The organism is Acidicapsa dinghuensis (genome assembly GCF_025685685.1).
Lineage (GTDB): Bacteria > Acidobacteriota > Terriglobia > Terriglobales > Acidobacteriaceae > Acidicapsa > Acidicapsa dinghuensis.
This window is the reverse complement of the sequence record NZ_JAGSYH010000001.1, coordinates 96,334-121,339: the sequence shown is the minus strand read 5'-3', so window position 1 is coordinate 121,339 and position 25,006 is coordinate 96,334. Positions and strand designations below refer to the sequence as shown.

The 25,006-nt window shown below is 54.2% G+C and carries 17 protein-coding genes; 9 read left to right on the top strand and 8 right to left on the bottom strand.

The window, feature by feature from the left end:
• Positions 1-186: 186 nt before the first annotated feature.
• Positions 187-2,556, bottom strand: coding sequence for a transglycosylase SLT domain-containing protein (locus OHL22_RS00440; RefSeq protein ID WP_263332077.1), 2,370 nt, complete (start codon positions 2,554-2,556; stop codon positions 187-189).
• Between the two features lie 297 nt (positions 2,557-2,853).
• Here OHL22_RS00440 and OHL22_RS00435 point away from each other — a divergent pair, with 297 nt between their 5' ends.
• The 3 genes from OHL22_RS00435 to OHL22_RS00425 all read left to right on the top strand — a co-directional run bounded on the left by OHL22_RS00435 (position 2,854) and on the right by OHL22_RS00425 (position 4,825).
• The gene (locus OHL22_RS00435; protein WP_263332074.1) at positions 2,854-3,822 is read left to right on the top strand and encodes a bifunctional helix-turn-helix transcriptional regulator/GNAT family N-acetyltransferase; all 969 of its coding nucleotides are present in this window, start codon (positions 2,854-2,856) and stop codon (positions 3,820-3,822) included.
• A gap of 146 nt (positions 3,823-3,968) precedes the next feature.
• Positions 3,969-4,592 (top strand): sigma-70 family RNA polymerase sigma factor, encoded by a 624-nt coding sequence (locus tag OHL22_RS00430; protein ID WP_263332072.1) that lies wholly within the window; start codon positions 3,969-3,971, stop codon positions 4,590-4,592.
• Complete coding sequence (locus OHL22_RS00425) at positions 4,589-4,825, top strand: anti-sigma factor family protein (protein WP_263332070.1); 237 nt, start codon at positions 4,589-4,591, stop codon at positions 4,823-4,825. The genes OHL22_RS00430 and OHL22_RS00425 overlap by 4 nt, the downstream gene beginning before the upstream one ends.
• A gap of 100 nt (positions 4,826-4,925) precedes the next feature.
• On the opposite strand, the gene OHL22_RS00420 is transcribed toward OHL22_RS00425, so the two are convergent.
• Together OHL22_RS00420 and OHL22_RS00415 are read right to left on the bottom strand one after the other, a co-directional pair.
• Positions 4,926-5,243, bottom strand: coding sequence for a hypothetical protein (locus tag OHL22_RS00420; RefSeq protein WP_263332068.1), 318 nt, complete (start codon positions 5,241-5,243; stop codon positions 4,926-4,928).
• A gap of 184 nt (positions 5,244-5,427) precedes the next feature.
• Positions 5,428-6,741, bottom strand: coding sequence for a M48 family metallopeptidase (locus OHL22_RS00415; protein ID WP_263332067.1), 1,314 nt, complete (start codon positions 6,739-6,741; stop codon positions 5,428-5,430).
• Between the two features lie 500 nt (positions 6,742-7,241).
• Between OHL22_RS00415 and OHL22_RS00410 the strand changes: the two genes are divergently transcribed.
• On the top strand, positions 7,242-9,245 hold the full coding sequence (locus tag OHL22_RS00410) for a PP2C family protein-serine/threonine phosphatase (protein ID WP_263332065.1): 2,004 nt from the start codon (positions 7,242-7,244) through the stop codon (positions 9,243-9,245).
• 270 nt (positions 9,246-9,515) lie between these two features.
• On the opposite strand, the gene OHL22_RS00405 is transcribed toward OHL22_RS00410, so the two are convergent.
• The 3 genes from OHL22_RS00405 to OHL22_RS00395 all read right to left on the bottom strand — a co-directional run bounded on the left by OHL22_RS00405 (position 9,516) and on the right by OHL22_RS00395 (position 15,003).
• Entirely contained in the window at positions 9,516-11,309 is a 1,794-nt protein-coding gene (locus OHL22_RS00405; protein WP_263332062.1) for a diflavin oxidoreductase, read from the bottom strand.
• Positions 11,306-13,090 (bottom strand): NirA family protein, encoded by a 1,785-nt coding sequence (locus OHL22_RS00400; RefSeq protein WP_263332060.1) that lies wholly within the window; start codon positions 13,088-13,090, stop codon positions 11,306-11,308. The genes OHL22_RS00405 and OHL22_RS00400 overlap by 4 nt, the downstream gene beginning before the upstream one ends.
• A 245-nt stretch (positions 13,091-13,335) precedes the next feature.
• Positions 13,336-15,003 (bottom strand): uroporphyrinogen-III synthase, encoded by a 1,668-nt coding sequence (locus OHL22_RS00395; protein WP_263332058.1) that lies wholly within the window; start codon positions 15,001-15,003, stop codon positions 13,336-13,338.
• Between the two features lie 629 nt (positions 15,004-15,632).
• Between OHL22_RS00395 and OHL22_RS00390 the strand changes: the two genes are divergently transcribed.
• The 3 genes from OHL22_RS00390 to OHL22_RS00380 all read left to right on the top strand — a co-directional run bounded on the left by OHL22_RS00390 (position 15,633) and on the right by OHL22_RS00380 (position 20,662).
• A complete protein-coding gene (locus OHL22_RS00390; RefSeq protein WP_263332056.1) occupies positions 15,633-17,054 on the top strand; it encodes a DmsC/YnfH family molybdoenzyme membrane anchor subunit in 1,422 nt (473 codons plus the stop codon).
• Positions 17,051-19,255 carry a molybdopterin oxidoreductase family protein gene (locus OHL22_RS00385; protein ID WP_263332054.1) on the top strand — a complete coding sequence of 735 codons (2,205 nt, stop codon included), beginning with the start codon at positions 17,051-17,053 and terminating at the stop codon, positions 19,253-19,255. The genes OHL22_RS00390 and OHL22_RS00385 overlap by 4 nt, the downstream gene beginning before the upstream one ends.
• 123 nt (positions 19,256-19,378) lie before the next feature.
• The gene (locus OHL22_RS00380) at positions 19,379-20,662 is read left to right on the top strand and encodes a nitrate/nitrite transporter (RefSeq protein WP_263332052.1); all 1,284 of its coding nucleotides are present in this window, start codon (positions 19,379-19,381) and stop codon (positions 20,660-20,662) included.
• Positions 20,663-20,783: 121 nt separating this feature from the next.
• Here the strand turns inward: OHL22_RS00380 and OHL22_RS00375 are convergent, their stop codons facing one another.
• Together OHL22_RS00375 and OHL22_RS00370 are read right to left on the bottom strand one after the other, a co-directional pair.
• Positions 20,784-21,731, bottom strand: coding sequence for a GlxA family transcriptional regulator (locus OHL22_RS00375; protein ID WP_263332049.1), 948 nt, complete (start codon positions 21,729-21,731; stop codon positions 20,784-20,786).
• A 343-nt stretch (positions 21,732-22,074) separates the two neighbouring features.
• A complete protein-coding gene (locus OHL22_RS00370; protein ID WP_263332047.1) occupies positions 22,075-22,743 on the bottom strand; it encodes an HD domain-containing protein in 669 nt (222 codons plus the stop codon).
• Between the two features lie 367 nt (positions 22,744-23,110).
• Here OHL22_RS00370 and OHL22_RS00365 point away from each other — a divergent pair, with 367 nt between their 5' ends.
• Both OHL22_RS00365 and OHL22_RS00360 read left to right on the top strand, forming a co-directional pair.
• Positions 23,111-24,028 carry an NADP-dependent oxidoreductase gene (locus OHL22_RS00365; RefSeq protein ID WP_263332045.1) on the top strand — a complete coding sequence of 306 codons (918 nt, stop codon included), beginning with the start codon at positions 23,111-23,113 and terminating at the stop codon, positions 24,026-24,028.
• A 100-nt stretch (positions 24,029-24,128) separates the two neighbouring features.
• Positions 24,129-24,965: an alpha/beta fold hydrolase gene (locus OHL22_RS00360; RefSeq protein ID WP_263332043.1), complete on the top strand. Its 837-nt coding sequence runs from the start codon at positions 24,129-24,131 to the stop codon at positions 24,963-24,965.
• Positions 24,966-25,006 lie beyond the last annotated feature (41 nt).

The window sequence follows — 25,006 nt, the reverse complement described above, 5'->3', positions numbered from 1 at the left end:
ATGGAACCCTGTCTTTACTCATCAGTTGCGGTTATACGTGATGCCAGTGTTGCCTGTTGTTCTGAAAGCGTCAATAACATACTTGTTAATTTCAACTGCGATGTGTCAAGTTGGCATCTCCTTGTGCATGCTTTCCAGTGCTCGTCGATCCTATTCTGCTCGTGTTCGAGGATGTGAGCGGAACCACTACGGCCGCTGAGAGTCCCGCCCATCGATACCGCGGATTCCTGCTGAGGCTGTTGTCGCTTCTGCGCGCTGTGTAGTGTTAGCAACCTTGGCGAATCGATCGATATCGCGGTACATCTCCTGATTGCGCACGATTGCTTCCACGTATTCACGTGTTTCGGAGAAAGGTATCGACTCAACAAATTCGTCGATACCTGTATATGGACCGGCGGCCTGCCAATCTGTCACGCGGTTTTCGCCCGCATTATAGGCAGCCAACGCATATTCCGGAACACGACCGAAGTGCTCCATCGTCTCACGCAGGTAGCGTGTGCCGAGACGAATGTTGAGGACGGGATCGAGCAATTGACGAGTCTCTATCGAGCCAAGGCCCTCTTCACGCGCCATCTGCTTACCGACCGAAGGCAACAATTGCATCAGCCCGTAAGCGTTGGCATGAGAGATAGCCGAAGGGTTGAACTCCGATTCCTGCCTTATCAAGGAAGCAACAAAATACGGATCGAGCCCGTTCTTGGCAGACTCGGCCTGAATCGTATCCCAATAAGGCTGCGGGAAGAGAATGCGCCAGTAGGCAAGTGGTATGGACTGGATAGGCGCGGAACTGGCATACGGTAACGCACGCTTTAACACACGCATCGCGTGGAAAGCGTCTCCATAGGAAGCGTAGAGCTGCGCTTCGGCGATCTTGCTCCATGACTCGCTGCCCGGCGCCGCCGCGATTTCTTCGGGCACATACTCCGTGAGCCCTGCATTCACGAGCAGATGGGCTTTGACCAGATGCGGATCGTCTGCTGGAAATGTTGCGTCCAGCCTGGGCACAGGCTGCGCGGCGAATTTATCGAGAGCCGGAATGGATACCGGAGTTGGATCGCCGAGAGCTGTCAGACGCATACTAGCCATATTCGCGTAGAAATAGTGCGAATAGGCTTTTACTATCGTCCTGTAGTGAGCTGCGGCTAAGCCCGGCTGATGATCCTGTTCTTCGTACATCCGTGCGCGCCAATAAAGCGCGCTGACGGTCTCCTTGGCTGACGGATATAACCGGATCTGATCCGTAAAGATTTTCTCTGCCTGCGGATAGAGTCCTTGCCGGTAAGACCACCAACCTGCCCGCCAGTGTGCTGCAGCAGCGTTCGAATTATCCGGAAACTGTTCGGCAAGGTCGCTGTAATACTTCACGGCTTGCGGATAGTCTTTCTTCAGCAAGTACATATTGCCGCTAGAGAAAAGCGCCTCGGCAAGCCACTGGCTATGCGGAAAGCTCGTCGTAAGCATATCCACATAGCTTTGCTGCGCTGTCTCGTCGTCGCGATTACGCGCTAACTCCATCAGCAGGTAGAGGCGGCGTGCGCCGTTTTCATCATTGGTCTGCGGCAGAGCTTCCGCTTCTTCGCGGGTCAACTTCTTCAGCTTTAAATCGCACGCCGCTGCCGCAACGGCGAACTCATTTCTCTGCTCGGCAGATATTCCGAAAGAGCGCGCAAGTGCGTGATATTGGTCGGAGGCTTCATCATACTTACCGGCCTTGTAATAGGCATCACCGAGACTGCGCAGCTCGGCTACCGTCAACGTCGACTCCATGCCAAGCTGGGTCAGCTTGGCCCGAGCCGTTTGGCCTTCATAGGAAAGCGGCCAGCTCAAAAGCACATTCTTGTAGACTTTGACTGCTTCGTCAGTTTGCCCCTGGGTCTGATCAATCTCTGCAAGCACAAGTTGATAGCCGGGGCGATCGGATGATTCCGGAGCTGCCAGAAGGGCTTTTCGAGCCCCCGCTGGATCCTTCACACCAAGTAACACCTGCGCTTCGAGCTCCGGCGTGTCATCGACAAAGATGCTGTCAGGATAACGATCGGCGAAACCCTTCAAAAGAGCCTCGGCAGCGGCGTCATTTCCTGCGCCATGCAGAGCCTTCGCACCTAAATAGTCGTCATAATCCGCCAGCGAATCGCCAGCAGCCTTGGCCATGCGAAAGTTCTGAGCCGCTTCGTCGTAATGGTTGTCGGCCAGGTACGCGTGCCCCAAGGCGAGATAGGCTGCCGCAGCTTTTTCGCCAGTGTGGGAATGCGCAAATGCCGTCACGCCTGCATACGCCGCAGCAGTTCTTGTAGCGGCCAGTTGTTGCGCCATGGGTCGCAGTTCTGTTGAGGCAACAAACGCCACGCGCAATTTTGCGGCTTCACGGGCACGTGCAGCGCGACTCCCGCGCCGGCGGCGGGTTCTGGCTTTGACTGTCTTCTTACTTGCAGACGTTTTCGAACTGACAGTCTTGGGCTTGACGGCAGTGTGATGCTTCTTCTTCGCAGTAGCCGTTTGCGTGTTGCCGAATGGCCTGGCCGGTTCTCCAGTAGCCAGGATCAAGCATCCAGCCATTACAGCAGCTGCCACGCGAAGCCGCTTTAGCCAGACCGACCGAAAGAACATACAAATGCGGGCGCAAACGAAACCGCCCGCAGAACCCATCCGGACAAGAGAATCGCCCCGAGATACCGCCATGCATCCACTTTAACGGCATTTCTAAATTTCTGCGCGCAGGCCGGCAGGAACGAACCACTCCCGTTACGTTCCACTCGTTTTCTTTTGGACAAACATTTCCGAAATGAATCGAACCAGCTTTTGGGCGGATGTATTTAATTGACTTAGTCAATTATTTTTGATGATAATGGCAACATGACAGAAACAATCCCGACTCAGGACGATCTGACTCACGGAGCCGCCGCATTCAGGCGCTTCAATCGCATATATACGCGATTCATCGGCACGCTTAACGAAGGCTTGCTGGAGACTAGTTTTTCGCTGACCGAGGCTCGCATTCTGTATGAAATTGCCACACGAAAAGCGGCGAACGCTCGCGCAATTGCCGAAGCCTTGAGTCTGGACCCCGGCTACCTCAGCCGCATCCTTGCCAGGTTTGAGAGCGATGGCCTGACGGCTCGCAAGCCATCGCCTCACGATGCGCGAGCGTCGATCATTTCCCTCACCCGCAAGGGCAAATCTGCATTCACTCAGCTTGATAGCCGCTCCGAGAGGCAGGCGATGGACGTGCTGGAAAGCTTGCCACTGACCGCCAGATCTGAACTGCTGAACGGCATGCAGACCATTGAGCGGCTGCTTGTCTCTAACGAAACAGGCCGACCGATCGTTACGCTTCGACCGCACCGCGTGGGAGACATGGGCTGGGTGGTCTACAGCGAAAGTACTGGGTATGCCCGCCAATATGGCTGGAATGAGGAATTTGAATCTCTGGTAGCGAAGATCGTTGGCGAATTTCTGACAAGCTACGACCCTGCTCGCGAGCGCTGCTGGATTGCGGAAATCGATGGAGCCAGCGTCGGCCACATCTTCCTCGTAAAGCATCCGACCGAACTGGATACCGCCCGTCTGCGCCTTCTCTATATCGAGCCTGCCGCCCGCGGGTTGGGTCTTGGAGAGACCCTCGTCCGCGAATGTCTTCGCTTTGCCGAAACTGCGGGCTATACCCGTGTAGTTTTATGGACCCAGAGCATTCTCACGGCAGCGCACAGGATCTACGCAAAGGCGGGCTTCCGATTGGTAAAAGAAACGCCACATACCAATTTCGGCAAGCATCTCACCGGGCAGGAGTGGGAACTGGCGCTTCCCTCCCCCGCATTCTCCTAGTCTGTTTCATTGCAGTTAAATCTCGCTGCACAATTACTCTCTGTCCGGAGTTTTGGATAGAGCTATCTCGTCCAGTACACTAGGGTTTTGAAGGTGGGCCGGCGCCCCTCCGATGGAAAGGCAGCGATTTTTCGCAACCAACCTGCATGGCTACCATCCAACAAATAGGAGAAAACGAGCAGCATCCCGATGTAGCACTGGTAAACAGTGCTCGCGCGGGCGATGTTCAGGCTTTCGAGACGCTCGTCAATAAGTACGACCGGCAGATCTTCCGTATTGCGCAGCATATTACGCAAAACCGTGAGGACGCGCAGGACATCGTGCAGGACGCGTTTCTCAAGGCTTACGAGAAGCTCGACCAGTTCCAGGGCAACAGTAAGTTTTATACCTGGCTGGTGCGAATCGCGGTGAATGAATCGCTCATGCGGCTGCGCAAGCGGCGCACGGGAAAAATGGTTTCGATTGACGACGATATTGAGACCGAAGAAGGCAGCGTCCCACGAGATCTTGCCGACTGGAGTCCCAATCCGGAGCAGAATTACAGCCAGGCGGAACTAGCCGAGATCCTACGTAAGACGATCCAGGGATTGCCGCAAGGATTCCGGATCGTGTTTGTTTTGCGTGACGTGGATGGACTTTCCACGGAAGAAACGGCAGAAACACTCGGGTTGAGCGTTCCTGCTGTAAAATCGCGGTTGTTGCGAGCGCGGCTACAGTTGCGCGAGCGATTGAGCCGCTACTTCCGCAAGAAGAAGGCTGGTGAGAAGTGACCTGCACTGAGTTTATTGCGCTCCTCGATGAGCTGATTGACGACTCCCTGCCCGCTGAGACGCGCGCGCAATTGCAAGAGCATCTGAGCGGCTGCGAACACTGTGAGGTGACTCTCAGCACGACGCGCAAAACCATCGAGATCTACCGCTCGCATGAGGTCTACGACCTGCCGGATACGATTCGCAAACGGCTCCACGACGCAATCATCGCCCGCTGCAAACACGGTTGCTGAGTTCCTTCAGCAGCCTCTTTCACCGATCAGAGATAAAGAAATTAGCCTGCGTTGATGCGGGCTTTATTTTGTGACCCACGCATCCGTGTTTGCTGATAATTTACTTGACCGCAGTGCGCCACCAGGCCGACTTTTCAAATCCCAAGAAATGGGTTTTCGCTCCACGGGAGAGATAGAAGTCCTGCACCTGATTTGCCTGAAATGTCGAGCAGTCAGGCCAGCTTCCGTCTTTATCGAGACGCGTTGCGGTCTGGTGCGGATCGACCAGCACAATCTCCCTGGGCGAACAGGCAACCACTTTTTGCGCCTTCAGGCTGAAGGCGGTACCGGAGCCGGAGTCTGCCGGAACGCGGTTGGCCAGATCCGTCAGCACCACAATGAATAGAAAAACGACAGCGCCAATCAAGATCTTTTTCACAGGTCCACCAAACCGCTCCCAAGTGCAACGGCCTTGACGTCCGCACGCCCGGTAGTCCTAAAACCTCTCCAGCGGTTCCACCACAGTATAACGCCAGGATCAATATTGAGAGCAGTTCTCTGAAACGAGGAAGCCGGGCTGTAAACCCGGCTTCGCGTCCACTCTCGATTGATCCTGATTTCTACTAATTGTCCTCACGTCTATGTAGGGTTGGCTGGTCACTCGTGTTCGAATTCGGGTCCTGCTGCCCTTGTGCTGACGAATCATCTTTTGTATTCGCGCGACGCAACGACGGCTTCTTGGTGCCTTTGTCATTGAGCCGCCGCTTGTTCTCAATTCGTGCCAGGCGGGCCTTGACGTCATCGAACTCAGAGGTCGTGACCATGTATTCGTCTTTTGCCGGCAGGATGTGGGCAATCTCTTCCTGTGTATGCCCAATGCGATCTGGAGTCTGCGGGTGATCGGAAAAGGTCTTTGCTACCAGCCCCGGCTTTCTCTTTTCCAGCGCCTGTATCTTTTCAAAGAAGCTGATGTAGGCTTGAGGATCGTATCCGGCGCGGTACATGTATTGCACGCCAAGATAGTCCGCTTGTGCCTCGAACTCGCGTGAGAAGTGCAGGAAGGTGATCGGGACGCCGATCGATGCGGCCTCGTAGATTCCGTAACCAGTCCAGCCACCAATGAAGATCAGAGGAATTGTACCCAGCTGCGCGTAGTTGGCGCGCGTCATCTCCCGCGCGGCGTGGTGGGCGCAGACATGCGCCACTTCGTGCGCCATTACGCCGGCTAGTTCGGCTTCCTCATCCGCATTCAGGATCAGGCCGGAGTTTACATAGAAGAAACCACCCGGCAGAGCCATGGCGTTGATCTCGTCCGTATCGATTACCTTGATGGTGAATGGCACCTTGCAGTCGGAATTCTTGACGATGTTCTGGCCGATGCGGTTCACATATTCCGTAACGACCGGATCGGTGATGAACTTGGTGCTTTTCTCGATCTCCGCCGCGTATTGACGGCCCATCTTGATTTCAGAGTCCGTAGAGTACCAGTTGCCTACGCCGCGGCCGCCGATGTCCCTGTTCCCTACCGCGCTTACATCGTCAATGCTTCCGGGCTTCACCTTCTCCATCTGGCTGCCGGGCTCCACCACCGGGGTTGGAGCGGTCGCAACATCTTTCGTGTCCTTCTTATTCTTGCCGGAGTCCTTACTGTCGTCCTTGCCATCGGTTGAGATCGTCGCGTCGGCCGGTTTGGAGCTTTTATCCGCAGTGGAATTATCCGTGGACACAGCGGTACCCTGTGTCCCGGAAGATTTCTGTGTATCCGCTGTAGTTGAGGTTCCAGCCTGGGTACCCGTCTGGCTTGGCTGCGTCGAACTGCTGGAGGTTCCCGTCTGCGATCCGCTCTGGCCTTGAGCCACCACCCCGCCAGCCCAAAACACGCTGGCCAGAAGTCCCATTGGGAGCCCACTCTTGCGAATCAGATCAGCTGTTTTCATGTGAGTCGCCTCCTGCGCAGACGAGCCGTGCCAACGATCAGACACAACTTCATAACGTTAGACGACAGTATGCACCTGTTCGTCATACAATTTCGACTGAAAACAAGTTGGCCTGCTGTCAACCGCTCGTCCCTGCCGTAAGCCGTCGAATATTCTGGTCCGATGGTTCGGATCAGATGCTTTCCGTCCTTGCCTGTTCCCAAACTGTAGCCTGTTCAGGAACACCTGCCGTCTATGCAGGCATACTTCCGGTTGGAAGCGCCACCCGTCTGCTGTAAAGTGAGGGCACGATGCACGTTTCGCAATTTTTGCGCCGAATGAGGTTGTCGCTTCCAACGGCTACGAAGATCCGATCTCTCGCTCTCATTTCCCTGTTTCTCGTCCCGGCTGCAGTGCACCCACAATCCGCCCACCAAAGCCCTGACCATCCTCTTCGTCCTCACGAAAGTTCGCCTGGATTTCTCCTTCCTCACCCGCGGGTTCATCCACCCTCCGGCGAGGTGCCGACACCGGGAACGCAGGTCGTTTTTGACGCCTCTGGCATGGGGCGGCCGCTCGCGCTCGATCACAATTGGCGCCTTGGCATCTCGCCTGGAATCGATCCAGCCAAAACAAACTTTGACGACTCAAACTGGCCTATTCGTGATGCCAAGCAAGCCCTAGCCGAAGTTGATGAGTCGGCCGCCGATAACGACGAAGACCATCGTCCTAAAGATCAGCACGACCACCTACATGGGCCGCATGGACGCCCATTTGCCTGGTTTCGCATCCACATCAAACTGCCCCAACACCACGGACCGCTCGTGGTATTCGTGCGCGTGCCCGTCTCCAGGAATGCACAGGTTTCGTTTAGCGATTCTGTCGGCATAGGTATGGATCTTTTCGTCAATGGAGAGCTTGTAAACCCAGAAGGCCCTAACGGAGAAAACCAGGAATCCTACCAACAGATCTCCCGCATTTATCCGATCAATATTCCAGACGATCAGACGGATGTTGTTCTGGCTGCGCGCATTCCATTCGTGCCCTTTGGTCTGGACGCTTACACTTCGTTCTTTGCTCATCGAACCTTTTTCATCGGGTCGCGCCAGGATTTAGTCGACCATCTCCAACTCTGGTATCACGCCATCCTATTCGAGCGTCTACCTGCACTTGTAGACGCCGGACTGAAACTGCTGTTGGCTCTTTTCCTGCTGGTTCTGTTCTGGACTCAACGCGATCATGCCGAATACCTGTGGCTGGGGCTTCAGATGATCTGCGTTGCACCACTTGCCTACCTGGGTTTGATTGGCAGCCTCGGCCAAATCGATCAGATTTATATGGCCGCATACTTCTTTCAGCTCCTGCTCATCTCGGCATTTCTATACTTTGAGTTTCTGGTCTCTTTCCTTTCCCTTCGCAAACGCTGGTATATCCTTGCGCTTCGATACACTTCCCCTCTTTTGTTGACCCTAGGGCCGCTGTTCCTTCTTCTTCGCAGCGGAAGCAAGGCGCTAGGCATAATGCTTGTCGTCTCGATTCTCTTCTGCCTTCTCTGGATCTGTGCGTGGATCATTTTCGTTGGATTGACCTTAACGATCGCAGCCTTTAAACGGAACTACGAAGCTGCTCTTCTGCTTCTGCCCCTACTTCTTAGTGTTGTCGGCATGATTGAACTGGCATCTACAGCCGCCGCGTCGAGTTGGGTCGGCGCCCCCGTTCAATCGCCGCTTAGCTTCGAGGTAGGTCCTGTTCCGATTCACCTGGCCGACGTTGGTGATTTTGTTGGTATCTTCGTCATTATTCTCATCATTTTCGTCCGCTTTCTGCGCATCCATCGTGAACGAGAGCGCGCCTCAAGCGAACTGGCTGCAGCACGCAGCGTACAGGAGCTCATGATTCCTCGCGAAACTCCGAATACACCCGGATTCGACGTGGATACGGTCTACAACCCGGCCGCGGAGGTGGGCGGCGACTTCTTCCACATCAAACCTACTCCCGATGGAGGGCTGCTGATTGTCCTGGGAGATGTAGCGGGACACGGCTTACAGGCTGCGATGAACGTTTCCATGCTGATGGGAGCGTTACGACGCGCGCCACAAACCAGTCCGGCGAAGACTCTTGCCGCATTGAACGATGTTCTGGTTGGTAATTCGAGTTTTACGACCTGCCTGGTTGCCTACTTTCAACCGGACGGCGGAGTGATCGTTGCAAGCGCCGGACATCCTCCTCCATACCTGAACAGCCAGGAGATAGAGCTTCCGGGGGGATTGCCCTTGGGTGTCACTCCGTTCGTCTCCTATGAAGAAACACATCTGTATCTACACCCAGGCGATCGCCTGCTGATGATCTCTGACGGAGTTCCCGAGGCACGCAAGTCCGACGGTGAACTGTTTGGCTTCGACAGGGTCCGCAACCTGAGCGGCCAATCTGCTTTCTTCATTGCCGACGCTGCCAGAGCTTTTGGCCAGGAAGACGACATTACGGTACTGACCATCAGACGATTGGCTACTGCCATCGCTGCTTGAACGGAGTTAGTCCAGCCCGATCATCCCGCGTATAGTTCAGGCTCTTTCAACGCGCATTGGATGCTCTGTTTCCTCGTCTTTGAGGAAACAAAGCACTGATCTTCGGCTTGCAGCGTGAAAGATTTCTAGCCGGGATCAGGCAGCCCGGATCAAAATCGCAGCCTGTAGTGTTTGTCACAGTAACGCACTTGTCGTCGAAAGAGCCGCAACGGAATGTTCTATTCGCTGGCTAAGCTGCATCAAAGTTAAAGCGTGTTCTTGTCATCCTGGTCAATACACGTCGCGATGATATCGATGATCCTCTTTGAGAATACCGACATACTCTTCCGCGGCTTGCCCCGACATTGCACCTTGTTCCTGTACGATTCGACAGAGGGTGCTATGCACGTCTTTCGCCATCCGCGAGGCGTCGCCACAAACATAAATACTCGCACCGTTTTGTAGCCAGCTCCAAAACTGCTGCGCCTGCTCGATCATTCGGTCCTGAACGTACGCTTTGTGACTGTGGTCACGCGAGAACGCAGTATCCAAGCGCGCCAGATGACCGTCCACATACATCGATTCAAGTTCATCTCGATATAAATAATCAGTAGCTGAGCTTCGTTCACCAAAGAAGAGCCAGTTCTTACCTTTATGACCAAGCGCCCGGCGTTCATGCAGAAAGCCTCGAAACGGGGCAATACCGGTTCCTGGGCCAATCATGATGATGGGTGCGTCTGAGTCAGACGGTAATTTGAATTTCTTGTTGGGCTGAATATAAATCGGGAGCCGGTCCGCAACAGAAGTTCGGTCTGCAAAGTATGTGGAACATACGCCGCCACGATCGCGATTGTGGGCTGTGAAGCGCACAACGGCGACTGTTGTATGGATCTGGCCAACATGCGCAGCCGGACTGGACGAGATGGAATAAAGCCTTGGTGTGAGCTTAGGCAGCAAACCCACTAGTTCGTTGGGATCGTCAATTACGCCAGGGTACTCGGTAAGCAGATCGATGAGGCCACGATCGTAAGCATAGGCATCGAGATCGATTTGATGTTCAGGCAATAGAAGATCCAGAAGCGGCGTGCAATTGCCACGAGTGGCAAATCCTTGAATGATCTTGCGATTCAGGCGGGTAATTTGGCGTTCATGCGTCAAGGCATCGTGAAGAGTTGTAGTACTTGTCTTTACACCCGGAACGCGCTCATTGCCATTAAAGCGCATTTTCTGCAGTATCTCAGCGACGAGGTTTAGATCATTCGTTGGGATAACGCCACAGGCATCACCGGCTTCATATCGAAGTCCTGTGCCTTCGATCGAAAGGGCGACATGAAGTGTGGACTTTGTGGATGCCACATGTGTCAGAGATTTCTTATCGATTACGGACGCGAGCAATGGATGATCGCGGGTGAACGCCTTAGCTGTTGGAGCTTCGGGATTTCCGGAAGATTCCGCCAATTGTAGGGCGTTCAATTGCTTCGTTATTCCTGGTGCCTTTCTCGATGAAAGAGGCGAATCCTCATTTAGGCGTGCAATCATCGCCGTTTTCCATTGAGCAAACGGGGCTTCTACATCCACATCGCAATCGACGCGGTCTGCAAGGCGGTTCGCACCCAGGGAGGCGAGTTTGGAATCGAGATCCTTACCGAACTTGCAGAAGTGCTCGTAATGCCGATCGCCGAGCGCGAAGACTGCATAAGACAGTTTATCCATGCACGGGAAGTGTTCCAAGCAGAGCTGTTCGTAGAAGGGCTGTACGCCGTCTGGGGCATCGCCATCGCCGTACGTGCTTGCAAGGATCAGCGCGCACGATTCCGTGGCAAGAGCCGCTGGCGTATAACCTACCAGCGTGGAAAGAGCGGGTGCGTGGCCCTGCGCCTTCAATTCCTTGGCTAGCTTCCGTGCCATGCTCTCCGCCGTTCCCGATTGCGAGCCATAGAGCACCGCAACGCGTCTCGATGGCTTAGCTGTAACTGCCGCCTGTGGTGCGCTCGAAAACATCCCTGCGAGCAATCCGTTGAGCCAGGCTCTCTGCTCTTGCGTGAAAGGAGCGTTGTCGGGAATGAAGGGAATAGTAGGGGTCATTGCGAGACGGACTCCTTCAAGGTCAGAAACGATTGCAGTTCAGGAATGGTATGCCGACGGCTGAAATCAACGAAAGACTCGCTTGGATTGCGCAGTTCTTCGAATGCCGCAAAAAGGCCTTCCAGCATTGGAGGAAGCTCAGAGTAGGCGACAGAAGGAATCAGTTCGCGTGCCAGACCTTGATCCTGGTCGCATCCACCGCCGATCACAACTTGATAGCCTTCCTCACCTTTGACTTTGGCACCTAAAAGGCCGATGTCTCCAACATAATGTTGCGCACAAGAGTGGGGGCAGCCCGTGACGTGAAGATTGATCGGCTGATCAATCTTCCACCTGGCATCGAGAAGGTTCGCGAGTTCAATGGCATGCGTCTTGGTGTCGGTTGCCGCGTAGCGGCAGCCACGGTTTCCAGTGCACGCCACGGTCCCGCGCAGAACCGCTCCCGCAGCACAGTCAAGCCCCGCAGCATGGAGACATCCAACAGCTGCGTCTACCCGTTCTGAAGAAATGTTCGGAATAATGAGATTTTGCCAAACAGTCAGTCTCAACTCCCCGTTGCCGAATTCTTCGGCAATATCGGCCAGAGCGCGCATTTGGTTCACTGGCAGTCGTCCAACCGGAACAGATACGCCGAGGTAATGTAGTCCCTCCTGAATCTGCGGGTGAACTCCTATATGCGCCGCGCGATTGACCTGGCTCAGCGGTTCGCACTCTTCAGCAGATACGCGCAACAAAGGAAAGGCAAGGCGCTTCTCCGTCTCGGAAAGAAACCGATCCACTCCCCATTTATCAACCAGATATTTGAACCGCGCTTTTTTCCTGTCGGTGCGATCGCCATGTTCGATGAATACGCGAATCATGGCAGCGGCGACAGCGATCAACTGCTCAGGACGCAACAACAGTCCGCAGTCAGAAGCAAACTGCTTATGTCCTGTGATGCCGCAAAGCAGTACACGAAAATACACACCAGCCGGAACAATGCGCCCCTCGCCAATGCGCACCGCGCAAAAGCCAATGTCATTGGTATCGGCGACTACACTGATAGTGCCACCACCATCGAATGCAACATTGAATTTGCGCGGCAATTCATAGAGGTCACGCGAATTCAGAATGTAGTGATGGAGAGCTAGTGCAAACGGGTTCACGTCTATTAATTCATTCGGATCAATGCCGGAAAGGGGTGAAGCCGTAATGTTCCGGATGTTATCGGCGCCGGAGCCGCGCGACGTGAGCCCGAGCGCTTGCACGCCTGTTAGGACGCGCACAATGTTCTTCGGCTGGAACGCGCGTATCTGCAGATTCGCGCGCGTTGTGATATCAGCGCGGCCTGCTCCCCACTGTTCAGCTATATCAGCCAAACCTCGCATCTGATGCGCCTTGATAATCCCGCCAGGCACACGCAGCCGCAGCATGAACGAGTCCTGCGCGGGAGCTACGTAGAACAAGCCATGGTACTTGAATCGAAAAACGTCTTCGGCTTCGGGAGCGCGGTCCTCGTCCGCATGCGCGATAATCTTGTCCCAGATATCGAGAGGGTTCTGCTCATACTTCCACAGTTCTTCCCGGCTCAGGTCCGATGCGGGCGTCCCGTGAACAGTTTCCTCCGCTGGCTCTGCGCAATTGACAGAGCCCAACGCGGGATCATCCGTCAGCAGACCTGCTGCGGTGTAGCCTGCGAACGGCCGAACGGCCCGCTGCATTGCGCCCGCAAAGAAACCGAGAAGATATTCCTTCTGGTCGGAATTGAATGCCGCCGGATTGTTGGGTGCAAGAGATTCCATGCCGAATGCCCTTTGCTTGTGAAACAGTTGTGCTGAAGCGTCTCGACGATCGCCTGAAATGACGGCGATAACGGCAGCGAGCGTTGCACGTTGCAGCGCGTGACGCAGTGATTTTTAGTTCGAATACCCTGGCACGGCATGGTGCAGGGCTAGCAGGAAAGGGAGACAGCCGAGTCTCACCTTGAGAAGTATCTTATGCAAAGTTGCCTTCAGACACAAGTACCCTGTTGGATCCGTAGGCTGGCTTATGCTCCAGAAGACACATCTTCTTCGCTCACCTGGCCCGCCAATGACCACCGCGTTTTACGCAGATCGTCATTCAGCAGGATTGCTTCAGCGATGTCGCGCATTGATTTGCGGCGCTGCCTGCTCTCGCGCTGCAGGGCTTTGTAGGCAGTATCTTCATCGAGCCCGAAGTCGCGCTGCAACACTCCCTTGGCTTTCTCAATCTGCTTCCGGGATTCCAGGCGGTCGGAGAGTTCCAGATTCTCGCTTTCCAGCCGGGCCCGCTCCAATTCGGCACCGACGAGATATCCTGCTAACGTAAGCAACCGCACTTCCTGCTCGCTGTGGTAATAAGGCTTACGGTGTTGCAAGTTGATCACGCCGATCAATTTACTGCGACACAGGATCGGTACTGAAAGGAATGCTTCGAAGGTGTCTTCCGGCAGGTTCTTGAAGCGCTGGAAACGCGGATCTTTGAGAGCTTTTTCAGGAATGGCGACGGGTTCGCGATGCCAACCGACCCACCCTGTGATTCCCTGGCCGAGCCATATGCCAAGACGATCGACAAGGTCAGAGTGAGGATTCTTCGACGCGCGCAATACCAGTTGATCGCCTTCCAGGACATAGACAAAACAGGAATCGCATTGGATGAGAGAACATGCGAAGTCGACAATTCGATTCAGCACGCTGTGCAGTGGATCAGATGCCGCCATCCGGCTGCCAATCTCGTGAAGGAAGTCCACGCCGGAGATCGCGGGCTTGGCAACCTGAGAACCAGCGAAATCATTCGTGAGAAGCGGGCTTATCGCCCCTGTGGTGCTGTTCGAGACATGAAGAGAAGCCGCCGCACGCTTTTGCTTCAGCAGCTTCTCAGCATTTTCGGCAATTTCCTTGACGAGAAACCCCATCTTCGACTGCGATGGTTCGAAGTCGGGAGTGAGCCGATACATGGAGAGGCCCTCGGTCGTGCTCGGCCCAATAGAGCCGATCACAGTGGAACGAAACCCCTCATAAAGCGCCTCGGTATACCCCATGCGCTCCGCCATGAGGAAGAGATGCGCAACCTGTCCAGCGTTCATAAAGAGCACGACATCGACATGCCCGTGAGCTAGTGCAATGACAGCCTCGCGCAACGGCTGCATATCTTCTGGCAGAGCCCACTGATAGACCAACACCCGCGTAATCGAAACGCTCTTTTCTGCAAGAGCGGTGAGAAGTTCGGGATTGGAGGTGCCATATTCCTGAACGGCGATGTTCATTCCATTCAGATCACCTCCAAATTTTTCCTCAATCGCTTGTACGAGAGCACGCCATGTGAATGGTTCCGGGGCGACTACTGTGGCGGGAATTCCAGCCTCGCGGAGAGCGCTGGATGATTTCGGCCCACGAGCGGCAATCTTCGCGGAACGCAGCGCACTGAGAAACTTCTCGCGGTCAGTGCGCTCTGAAACTGTCTTGATAAGGGTTCGAACGCCGACGCCCGTCGTGAAAATGACGAGATCGAATGCTCCGCTTATCAACGCTTCAGCAAACTCGATCACAGGCCCATCGGAATTCAGGGGGATTTCCCGCATCGCGGGAGCGGAGAGCGGTTCGCCTCCATACATGCGAATCAGCTTGCCCGCTTCAACGGCGCGGCGCGACTCAAGACTGAGGACACGAATGCCGCTGAAGTTTGTCGTCGCCATACAGTAACTCGTTAAATGGGAATACGAAACAAGCCCACAAGTTCTTCTTCATAGAAGAAATCAGAACCGGTGATTTGACACTCTACGCCCCTCGGGTCGATCAACTGACTTCAGTTTATCTCAGCGGCTTTCTTCCGCCGTTCCCTTAAGACACTAAGAATAGACTTGCCGGAATGCGATAAAGACACTGCAAGTACCCGCCCAAACAGCGCGATTTCGATTTCCGCTTGCACAGAATCTAAATTATCGTTATGCTCTGACGCAACTACTCCCGAGCGAAGTGAGTTCTCCGAATTCGCTTCGTTCCTTACCGGCTCAGAATGCCGGCAGCCTCCGAAACACGGGAGTCGGAATCAGTTGGCTCCGCGAAGAGCCCGGCCCGAGCGGCCGATGATCGCACGCACATTCTTCTGACACTACAGCGCCACACTCACTGTGTAGACGCCTGCGGGAAACTGTGCCTCAACATCTCTTCGCAATTAACAGGAGCCAGCTTGGAACTTCCTCTGCTTACACAAATTTACGAAGACGGAAATTTTCTTCGCCTGACTAACGCGAGCTCCCTTGTGCCGACGGATCAGGCTGAAATATCAGCACCCTCTTCCTGTGGAGTAGGTGCGGAAAATCGCATGCCCCGCACTCCTGGGCATGGCGAACAATATCGCTTTCATTTCGACATGACGAAATGTATCGGTTGCAAGTGCTGTGTCGTAGCCTGCAATGAACAAAACGGCAACCCTGCAGATATTCTCTGGCGGCGTGTCGGTGAAATCGAAGGCGGCGTATACCCACAGACGCGTCGCCACTACCTGTCGATGGGCTGCAATCACTGCCTTGAACCCACTTGCATGACTGGATGCCCAGTGGAAGCGTACACCAAGGACGGCCTGACTGGAATTGTGCGCCACAGTGCGGATGCCTGCATCGGCTGTCAATACTGCACGTGGAACTGCTCCTATGGTGTACCGCAGTACAACGCCGAGCGCGGCGTGGTGGGCAAATGCGACATGTGTTATGGAAGGCTTACACGAGGTCAAGAGCCTGCGTGTGCCGCCGCATGCCCTGAAGATGCTATTCGTATCGAAATAGTAAAGGTCGCCGAATGGCGAGAACATTACCGGGGGCCAGCCAACTCTCCAGGCATGCCTTCAGCCGATGACAGCATCTCGACGACGCGCATTACTCTCCCGGCAAAGCTGCCAGCCGATGTGAGCAAAGTTGATCTGAATCAGCTTCACCCGGAGCATGCGCACTGGCCGTTGATTGTGATGACAGTACTTACCCAACTCTCCGTCGGCGCATTCACTGCCATCTGTTGCTTGCAGGTTTTTGCGGCCCAATCGCATCGTACCGCGGCGCTGGTCGCTCTTCTGATGGCGATGCTCGCCCTTACGGCATCCACTTTGCATCTCGGCAGACCTATCCACGCGATGCGTGCCTTGAAGATGTGGCGCCGGTCGTGGCTCAGCCGCGAGGTGCTCCTCTTCACACTGTTCGCCCTTGCGGCAACAGCTTATTCGGCAACTCTCTGGTTTGGCGTTCGCGGCACAAGCTGGCTGGGTGCGTTGACGGCTGTCCTTGGAATGTGCGGAGTCGCGGTGAGCGCGAGACTCTATCTAGTGCCGGGACGCCCTGCATGGAAGTCACCACTCACTGTTGCTGAGTTCGGAAGCACAACTGTGTTGTTAGGAGCTTGCGGAGCCGACATTCTCACTCGTGGTGCAGAAGACGCACGATACGCGGTCTTTTGGGGCTTCATCCTTGCACTTATGACCATCGGACTCAAACTGGCACGCCTGGGCCGGTCCAAGGTGCACGAATTGCACGGTTCATGGCAGCTGCTTACCGGAGTCTTTTCGAATCATTTGCTGATTCGCATCGCGTTGGCGTGTACAGGCACTGCGCTCCTGCCGCTCGCGGCTACTACCTGGATTCGGATCACGATCGCATTATTGATGGTCAGTAGTGAATTCATTGGCCGTTATCTTTTTTTCGTAACGGTGGTTCCCACGAACATGGCCAGCGAGTACTTGGCGCAGGAGGCGGCATGAGCCTGATGCGCTGGTTCGCGCGTAAAGCCGGCCTCGATATCCGCTCCTCAAAGTACAGCTATAGTGAAGACCCCGTGCTGGGCTTTACGTCTTCGCGCAAGCAGGCTGATCGCTGGGTCAATAGCACGTGCGGCTATTGCTCTGTCGGTTGCGGAATGCAGTTGGGCGTCAAGGATGGCCATGTTGTGAGCGTGCGCGGTAATCGTGCCCATCCGGTGAATGCCGGCAAGCTCTGTCCCAAAGGACTGGCGGAACACTACACGATTGAAGCGGAGGGGCGCGCCAGGTTTCCGCTTCTGCGCAAGAATGGCCAGCTTGAGCGCGTGAATTGGGATGATGCAATTGGGACAATGGTCGAGCAGTTCCGCGCGGTACAGTGCAAATACGGACCGGAGTCACTGGGCATCATCAGCACTGGTCAGCTTGTAACCGAGGAGTTCTATGCGCTGGGCAAACTGGTGCAGCTTGGTTTCGGTACACGGAATTACGACGGCAACACCACGCTCTGCATGTCCACAGCCGTGGCTGGATATAAGCGATCCTTCGGCAGCGATGGGCCACCCGGCGCTTACGAAGATCTGGAACATGCAGACGTAATCTTGCTCATCGGAGCCAACGTCGCAGAGAACCATCCCATCCTTTGCACGCGGCTAGAGGCAAACCAATCCAAGACACTAATTGTCGTCGACCCGCGCGTAACCAAAACTGCAATGATGGCGGACATCTATCTGCCCGTGAAACCGCGCTCCGATCTGGCGCTCATCAATGGCCTGCTGCGCATCGTCATCGACGAAGATCTCTATGACAAGAGCTTTGTCGCATCACATACGTCGGGATTGGAAGATTTACGGGAGTCTCTGACTCCATACACACTCGACTACGCTGCGCAGATCACAGGCCTCGAACCGGAGCTAATTCGCAAGACCGCGCTCCTTTATGCCAACGCAAAGGCCGCGTTCATCGGCTGGACGATGGGGGTGAACCACAGTACCAAAGGCACCGAAACCGTAAACGCTATCAACAACCTCGCGCTAATCACTGGGAACATCGGACGCAAAGGAGCTTCTCCTTTCTCCATCACCGGTCAGTGCAACGCAATGGGCACGCGCGAGACCGGGTTCACCTCGGGCATTCCTGGATATCGCAAGTTTGAAAGCGAAATGGATCGCCGGGAGATTGCCCGCTTGTGGAACATATCAGCGGAGCGCATTCCAACGCAGCGTGGTCTCGCCTACCCCGATATCATCGAGGGTGCCGTAGCCGGCAAGATTCGCGCGCTTTGGATTCTCGGAACCAACCCGCTGGTTTCATTCCCGAACATCGACGTGCTGAAACACGCGCTCGGGAATCTGGATTTTCTTGTTGTGCAGGACGGATTTCATCCCACTCCTACGACGGAACTGGCCGACCTCGTCCTTCCCGCAGCAATCTGGGGCGAAAAAGAAGGCACCTACACCAATTCTGAGCGCCGTGTAAGCAAGGTGAATGCTGCTGTTGCGCCGCCTGCGGAAGCGCGCTCAGACTTCGATATCTTCCTCGCCGTCGCTGAACATCTGGGTTGTCGGGAAGAACTGTTTCCCGACTGGCGTGAGCCGCGCGATGCCTTCGATGAGTGGCGTCGCGTGTCCGCAGGTCGCCTCTGCGACTACTCTGGCATGACCTACGAGCTACTCGATCAATCGTGCGGTGTTCAGTGGCCATATCCTATCGGAGAGAAATCGAGGGCGACCGCTTCGCGCCGGCTCTACAGCAATGGGCAATTCGAAACCGATGATGGGCGGGCGCGCCTCTTGTCGACTAGATGGGAACCATTTCCGGAACAGCCAAATTCTGAATTTCCGTTGATCCTCAACACCGGCCGCACTGTGGAGCACTGGCATACACGCACCAAGACAGGAGCCATATCCATTCTGCAGCGTATGTCACCGCGCGCGTGGCTCGAAATGAATCCAAAGGACGCACAGCAACTTAATCTTCAGGCGCATGATCGGGTCGAGGTGATTTCTGCGCGCGGGCGCGTAAGCAAAATCGAGTTGCGTATCACCGAGATTGTTGCTCCAGGGCAGGTCTTTCTGCCATTCCACTTTGCTGAAACGAATGCGAATCAAATCACTCAAAGCGCATTCGACCCCATCTCGCGCGAACCTAACTATAAGCAATGCGCTGTCCGCGTAGAACGTTCTTCAGGCAATCCCGCATAGCTCAGATCGTGAACATACCAGGTCACGCAACTTTCGTTTAAAGACCAGCCCGGCAAACGCACTTGTTGCACCAAATTATTCAATGATTCTGTTGATCGCCATCGATATAGGAGTTCATCTCAAATGAACAAGAAATCGTTTCTTGCGAGCGGCCATCTTCCCACGCTCGTCTCTGCCTTTCTCTATTTCGACGTCAGCTTTATGGTGTGGGTTCTCTTCGGACCTTTGACTCCTTTTATTGCGGAACAGATGCACCTTTCAGCAACGCAGAAAGGACTATTGACCGCTATTCCATTATTGGGCGGTTCATTTTTTCGTCCTATTCTTGGAGTCGTGGCCGACCGCATCGGAGGACGCCGCGCCGGCTTAACCGGCCTTTTATTTTCGCTGATTCCACTAATCGTTGGGTGGCACTTTGCTTCGCAATTATGGCAGTTCTATCTCATCGGATTTCTGCTTGGCATTGCCGGCGCTAGTTTCGCCGTGGCTCTGCCGCTGGCTGGACGCTGGTACTCTGCCGAACATCAGGGCTTGGCGATGGGTATTGCAGGAGCAGGCAACGCCGGTTCGCTAATCGCCACATTCTTCGGTCCGCGTCTGGCTCAGCATTATGGTTGGCACTCTGTCTTCGCGCTCGCGTTGATTCCTGTCTGTTGCGTGCTCGCGTTTTTCTTTCTATTTGCAAAAGATAGTCCAAACCGATCCGCTCCAAAACAATGGCCGCAATATGCTCAACTGCTCATCACGGTTGACACCTGGCGGCTCTGCTTTCTCTATAGCCTTACCTTTGGCGGCTTTGTCGGGTTGTCGAGTTTTCTCACGATGTTCTTTCACGATCAGTATCACTTAAGCAAAGTACAGTCGGGCGATTTTGCCACGCTTGTTATCGTCGCAGGAAGCTTCCTCCGCCCGGTTGGCGGTTGGATTGCCGACAGAATTGGAGGCTATCGTCTTTTACTTTTATTGCTTGCGGGCGTCTCTATCGCTCTCACAGTCATCAGCAGTCTTCCTCCCGTTTCTCTTGTTGTACCGATGCTTTTCCTGGCGATGGGCATGCTCGGAATGGGCAATGGTGCTGTTTTCCAAATCGCTCCGCAACGGTACTCTGCTCATATTGAGATCATGACCGGAATCATTGGGGCGGCTGGAGGATTGGGCGGATTCTTCCTTCCCTCTGCGATCGGCGCTCTGAAAGATCTTACCGGTAGCTTCGGTACGGGTTTATTTTGTTTCGCTTTGCTCGTGCTCGCTGGCGCCATGTTGCTTCTCGAATTCGGTGTACATTGGAGCACTACTTGGACACTGGATGCGTTGCGCCAGACGAAGGTCTTTCGTTATAGGGCCTACGGCAGGAGGCAAGCCGAGGATGCGCCGCTCTCCGGTGAATTGCAACCGTCCGAAGAGTAGAGCAGCAGAATTTCAGGGTCGATAGACTCCTTACGATGAAAACATCGCAATGCTTGTTTTAAGCAGTGCGGATGCGAAGTCCGATACCGTTGCGGAGCCCTTTTCGGACATTAGGACAGAGTCAGGAGTATGCGCGCTTAAATCGTTGCGTATACTCGCCCGCGGTAATCCCCATCACGCGCTGGAATGTGCGACGCATCGAATCTGCAGATCCGAAACCACATGCGTCAGCAATCTCCTTCAACCCCATAGAAGATCTATCAATCATCTGCTGCGCAGCTTCCACACGCAGACGATCAACAAACTGCCCTGGGTTCATCTTCGTCTCGCGCAGGCAAACGCGTGCGAAGTGTCGTGGACTCATCCCCATCTTGTCGGCCAGAGCTTCAACAGATAGGTCTGCACGCAGGTTCTCAAGCATGTAGACTTGCAGTTCTCGCAGAGGTTCGTGCATTGTCGCCTGCCGAGAGAGCATGTGACTATACTGAGCCTGACCACCAGGACGCACAAGGAACATGACCAACTGCCGCGCCACCGCAAGAGCAGCCTGGTGTCCGTGATCTTCCTCCACTAACGCGAGTGAAAGATCGATTCCAGCTGTAATGCCTGCTGAGGTGTAGATTGTGCCATCGCGAAGAAAAATGGGATTCGGCAGAACGTTCACTTTAGGGAACTCTCGCGCGAGCCGATCGCAGAAATTCCAATGTGTCACAACCCGCTTCCCATCGAGGAGACCTGCAGCCGCAAGAATGAACGCACCTGTGCAGATCGATGCTATACGTCGAGATCTGCCTGCCATCTCTGAAATCCAGCGAAGATATGCCTCATCGTACTGGCCACTCTCTGCGCCTGGGCCACCGGCAACGACAAGCGTGTCGATGGAACCGGAGATACAATCGCGAGGTACTGCGCCCCCCAGATTGATGCCTCGATTGGTCTGGAGTTGGGCCGAGCCATCAGTGGCGACAATCTCTATTTGATAATCCGGAACATTCGAGAAGACTTCCAGTGGACCGGTCACATCCAAGACTTGGACTGGTGGAGGACCTGTGATCACAATTCTTCTCATGCCTTCATTCTATGCAAGCGTCAGCATCACTTCAGACTGCGTTGACAGAATGTTTGCCATATTCTTGATACCAAATTGCTCTAAACATCGTTCGTGGTTTCCGCGATTCGTGTATTCGTTCGATGGAAAGCCCGAGTCGCTTTGGCGGTTGCGTGTGTCAGCAAATATCGGTTTGGAATGCACTTCGATGCGCACATGACCAGATCGGATCGCATTATGCCTCATTTTCCTCCTCGATCTTTTAATCGAGGAAGCTGACAAATTGATTTCAAGAATTGACTGCGTGAGCAGGCCTCACTTTTTCGAATGAGGCCTTTGATTAAAGCTTGAATACTGACGGGGCTTAGCTGATCCAGCCGGAGCCGCGAATGACACTGCAGAAGTTGCCGCGCACAAACTTCGGATCTTTGTCTGCGAGTACATCCGCTTTTACATTGCCGAAGGTGGTGTCGGGTTTCTTATGGATGCCGTTGTAGAACGCTTGAATAATGTCTTCCTTAAAGTTTGGAGTGCGAGGGTACTCAGAGACGACAGCGTTACGCACCTGGTCGGAATACTGAGAGTAGGTCAATCCAAGCACATCCATCTCTACGCCCGCTGTTACAAGTGCGACAACTGGATGCATGTACTCGGGGACGCCTGGAGTTGTATGCAAAGCAATCGCAGTCCAAACCGTATCAATATCTTGCTGTGGAATGCCGCGAGACCTAAGGAAGTCGCGAGCCGCATTTGCTCCATCCACCTCGAAGCGGTCTGCAGGACTACTATGGCTCGCCATCAGACCGATATCGTGGAACATCGCGCCTGCGTAGAGCAGTTCAGGGTCAAAGTTCAGCCCGCGCTGTTTACCGGCGATCGCCCCAAAGTAGTAGACACGGCTGGAGTGGTTGAAGAGTAGCTCTGTCTCTGTGTCCCGAATAAACTCCATAATCTCTCGCACCAGTTTTGTATCAGGGATAGTGAGACCGGTGATTGACTTCACCGAAGCAAGTCCAGAATTTGAAGTAGTCATTGCATTTCTCCTGTGAGTCTTCTCACAGAAATTACGGTAGCTTGGCCTTGAGCGAATCACCATGACATGAATACAGCAATTTCGGACATGGCCATTCGTTAACCGATGCGTTCACCACTTGCTGCGTTGAATCAATGCGGATAAGCATCTTCGAAAAGCACTCAACACCCTCTATCGGCGATAGGCTCAATGTTCGAAAAGAATGTATTTATGTCGTTGCAATCCCCTACCCGCGGCTAGGTTCCGACCCCGGAGGCGCAATGGTGACGATAGAAGGTTCAACCAGATATGCACTCGACGTCGAAGCAATCTCTGTCCGAGACATGCAGGTTAGACTTTATGGAGTTGGGTTCACAGGGGTGAAGCAATGGCAGAGATGAAAGCAATGGAGTTTACTGACAAATTGACTCTACGGCTGTCAACACGTCTGGTTCCGCAGCCACAAGCAGGCGAAATCCTAATTCAGATCTACGCCGCTGGAGTGACTCTTACAGAGAAACTTTGGTATCCCACCACACATTATGCAGACGGCTCGGTACGATCCAAAGCGATCCCAGGACACGAATTCTCAGGCGTTGTTGCCGGATTAGGTGCGGGAGTGAACCGCTACCGTCTGGGCGATGTTGTTTTTGGCTTGAACGATTGGTTCGCGGAGGGAGCGATTGCTGAGTTCTGCATCACGAAACCATCGAATATCTCACTGAAGCCATCCTCTCTCTCCTTCATTGAAGCGGCCTCAGTTCCTATTGGTTCCCTCACGGCCTGGCAGGGACTACACGATCACGCAAAATTACGAAAAGACGAACGAGTCCTCATCCATGGCGGCGCTGGTGCAGTAGGACTCTTCGCTGTTCAACTAGCAAAACTGCAAGACGCGTATGTGATTGCCACGGCGTCCAAAGCCAACATAGATTTTGTAAAAAAGCTTGGAGCGAATGAAGTCATCGATTATCGTGAACGCCGTTTTGAAGAGGTGGGCATGGTCGACGTGATCTTCGATACCGTAGGAGGAGAAACATTAAACAGATCTTTGGATATTCTCCAATCAAGCGGCAGGTTAATTACGATTGCTGCTGATGCGGAATCGAGCACTGATCCGCGGGTAAAGAACGCTTTCTTTATCGTTGAACAAAATGGAGATCAGCTTGCTTCACTGGGTAAGCTTTTCGATTCTGGGCAGTTGATAGCTTTTGTCAAAGCTGAGTTGCCAATGGAAGAAGCAGACCAGGCTTATAGTGGCTCGATCTCCGGCAATCCCGGCAAGCTCGTAATTCTAATTCGATAATTCGGTTCTGTTACCGCGATCTATGCTTCCGTGGATGTTCAAGCCGTTAACCAAGAAGCGCGCATCGACAACGACGCAATCAAACACAGGAGAGGATGATATGGGATTTGTTACAACCAAAGACGGAGCAGAAATTTTCTACAAGGACTGGGGCCCAAAAGATGCTCAGCCCATCGCCTTTCATCATGGCTGGCCGCTGTCCTCAGATGATTGGGATGCGCAGATGTTATTCTTCGTGGCCCAAGGTTATCGTGTCGTCGCGCACGACAGACGCGGGCACGGGCGTTCTTCACAAATAAGCACCGGCCATGATATGGACCATTATGCTGCTGACGCATCAGCGGTTGCCGAACACTTGGACCTGAAGAATGCTATCCACGTTGGGCACTCGACCGGCGGCGGCGAGGTTGCGCGGTATGTTGCCAAGTATGGGGAGCCACAGGGCCGTGTAGCCAAGGCTGTGCTACTCGCGTCGGTTCCACCGCTGATGGTGAAGACGGATAAGAACCCCGGCGGCACGCCGATTGAGGTGTTTGATGGTTTTCGCAAAGCGTTGACCGCAAATAGGGCGCAGTTTTTCCTTGATGTGCCCACCGGACCTTTCTATGGGTTCAACCGGTCCGGTGCGAAATCCTCACAAGGCATCATCGAGAACTGGTGGCGACAAGGAATGATGGGTAGCGCGCTCGCTCATTATGAAGGCATCAAGGCATTTTCTGAGACCGATCAGACAGATGATCTAAAGAACATCACAGTCCCTACACTCGTGCTCCAGGGGGACGATGACCAGGTCGTCCCCTACAAAGAGGCTGCATTGCTACAGGCTAAGCTGCTCAAGCATGGAACACTCAAGGTTTATCCGGGCTATCCGCATGGCTTGATGACCACACACGCCGATGACATCAATGCCGACATCTTAGAGTTCATTAGAAGCTAGCCTGTTGGGGGCCACATTATGCGGCTCCCACTCATTTCCCA

Coding starts and splice junctions, on each gene's coding strand:
- OHL22_RS00440 (WP_263332077.1), bottom strand. CDS start 2,556: ATGGCTGGATGCTTGATCCTGGCTACTGGAGAACCGGCCAGGCCATTC.
- OHL22_RS00435 (WP_263332074.1), top strand. CDS start 2,854: ATGACAGAAACAATCCCGACTCAGGACGATCTGACTCACGGAGCCGCC.
- OHL22_RS00430 (WP_263332072.1), top strand. CDS start 3,969: ATGGCTACCATCCAACAAATAGGAGAAAACGAGCAGCATCCCGATGTA.
- OHL22_RS00415 (WP_263332067.1), bottom strand. CDS start 6,741: ATGAAAACAGCTGATCTGATTCGCAAGAGTGGGCTCCCAATGGGACTT.
- OHL22_RS00405 (WP_263332062.1), bottom strand. CDS start 11,309: ATGACCCCTACTATTCCCTTCATTCCCGACAACGCTCCTTTCACGCAA.
- OHL22_RS00400 (WP_263332060.1), bottom strand. CDS start 13,090: ATGGAATCTCTTGCACCCAACAATCCGGCGGCATTCAATTCCGACCAG.
- OHL22_RS00395 (WP_263332058.1), bottom strand. CDS start 15,003: ATGGCGACGACAAACTTCAGCGGCATTCGTGTCCTCAGTCTTGAGTCG.
- OHL22_RS00390 (WP_263332056.1), top strand. CDS start 15,633: ATGCCCCGCACTCCTGGGCATGGCGAACAATATCGCTTTCATTTCGAC.
- OHL22_RS00385 (WP_263332054.1), top strand. CDS start 17,051: ATGAGCCTGATGCGCTGGTTCGCGCGTAAAGCCGGCCTCGATATCCGC.
- OHL22_RS00380 (WP_263332052.1), top strand. CDS start 19,379: ATGAACAAGAAATCGTTTCTTGCGAGCGGCCATCTTCCCACGCTCGTC.
- OHL22_RS00375 (WP_263332049.1), bottom strand. CDS start 21,731: ATGAGAAGAATTGTGATCACAGGTCCTCCACCAGTCCAAGTCTTGGAT.
- OHL22_RS00370 (WP_263332047.1), bottom strand. CDS start 22,743: ATGACTACTTCAAATTCTGGACTTGCTTCGGTGAAGTCAATCACCGGT.
- OHL22_RS00365 (WP_263332045.1), top strand. CDS start 23,111: ATGGCAGAGATGAAAGCAATGGAGTTTACTGACAAATTGACTCTACGG.
- OHL22_RS00360 (WP_263332043.1), top strand. CDS start 24,129: ATGGGATTTGTTACAACCAAAGACGGAGCAGAAATTTTCTACAAGGAC.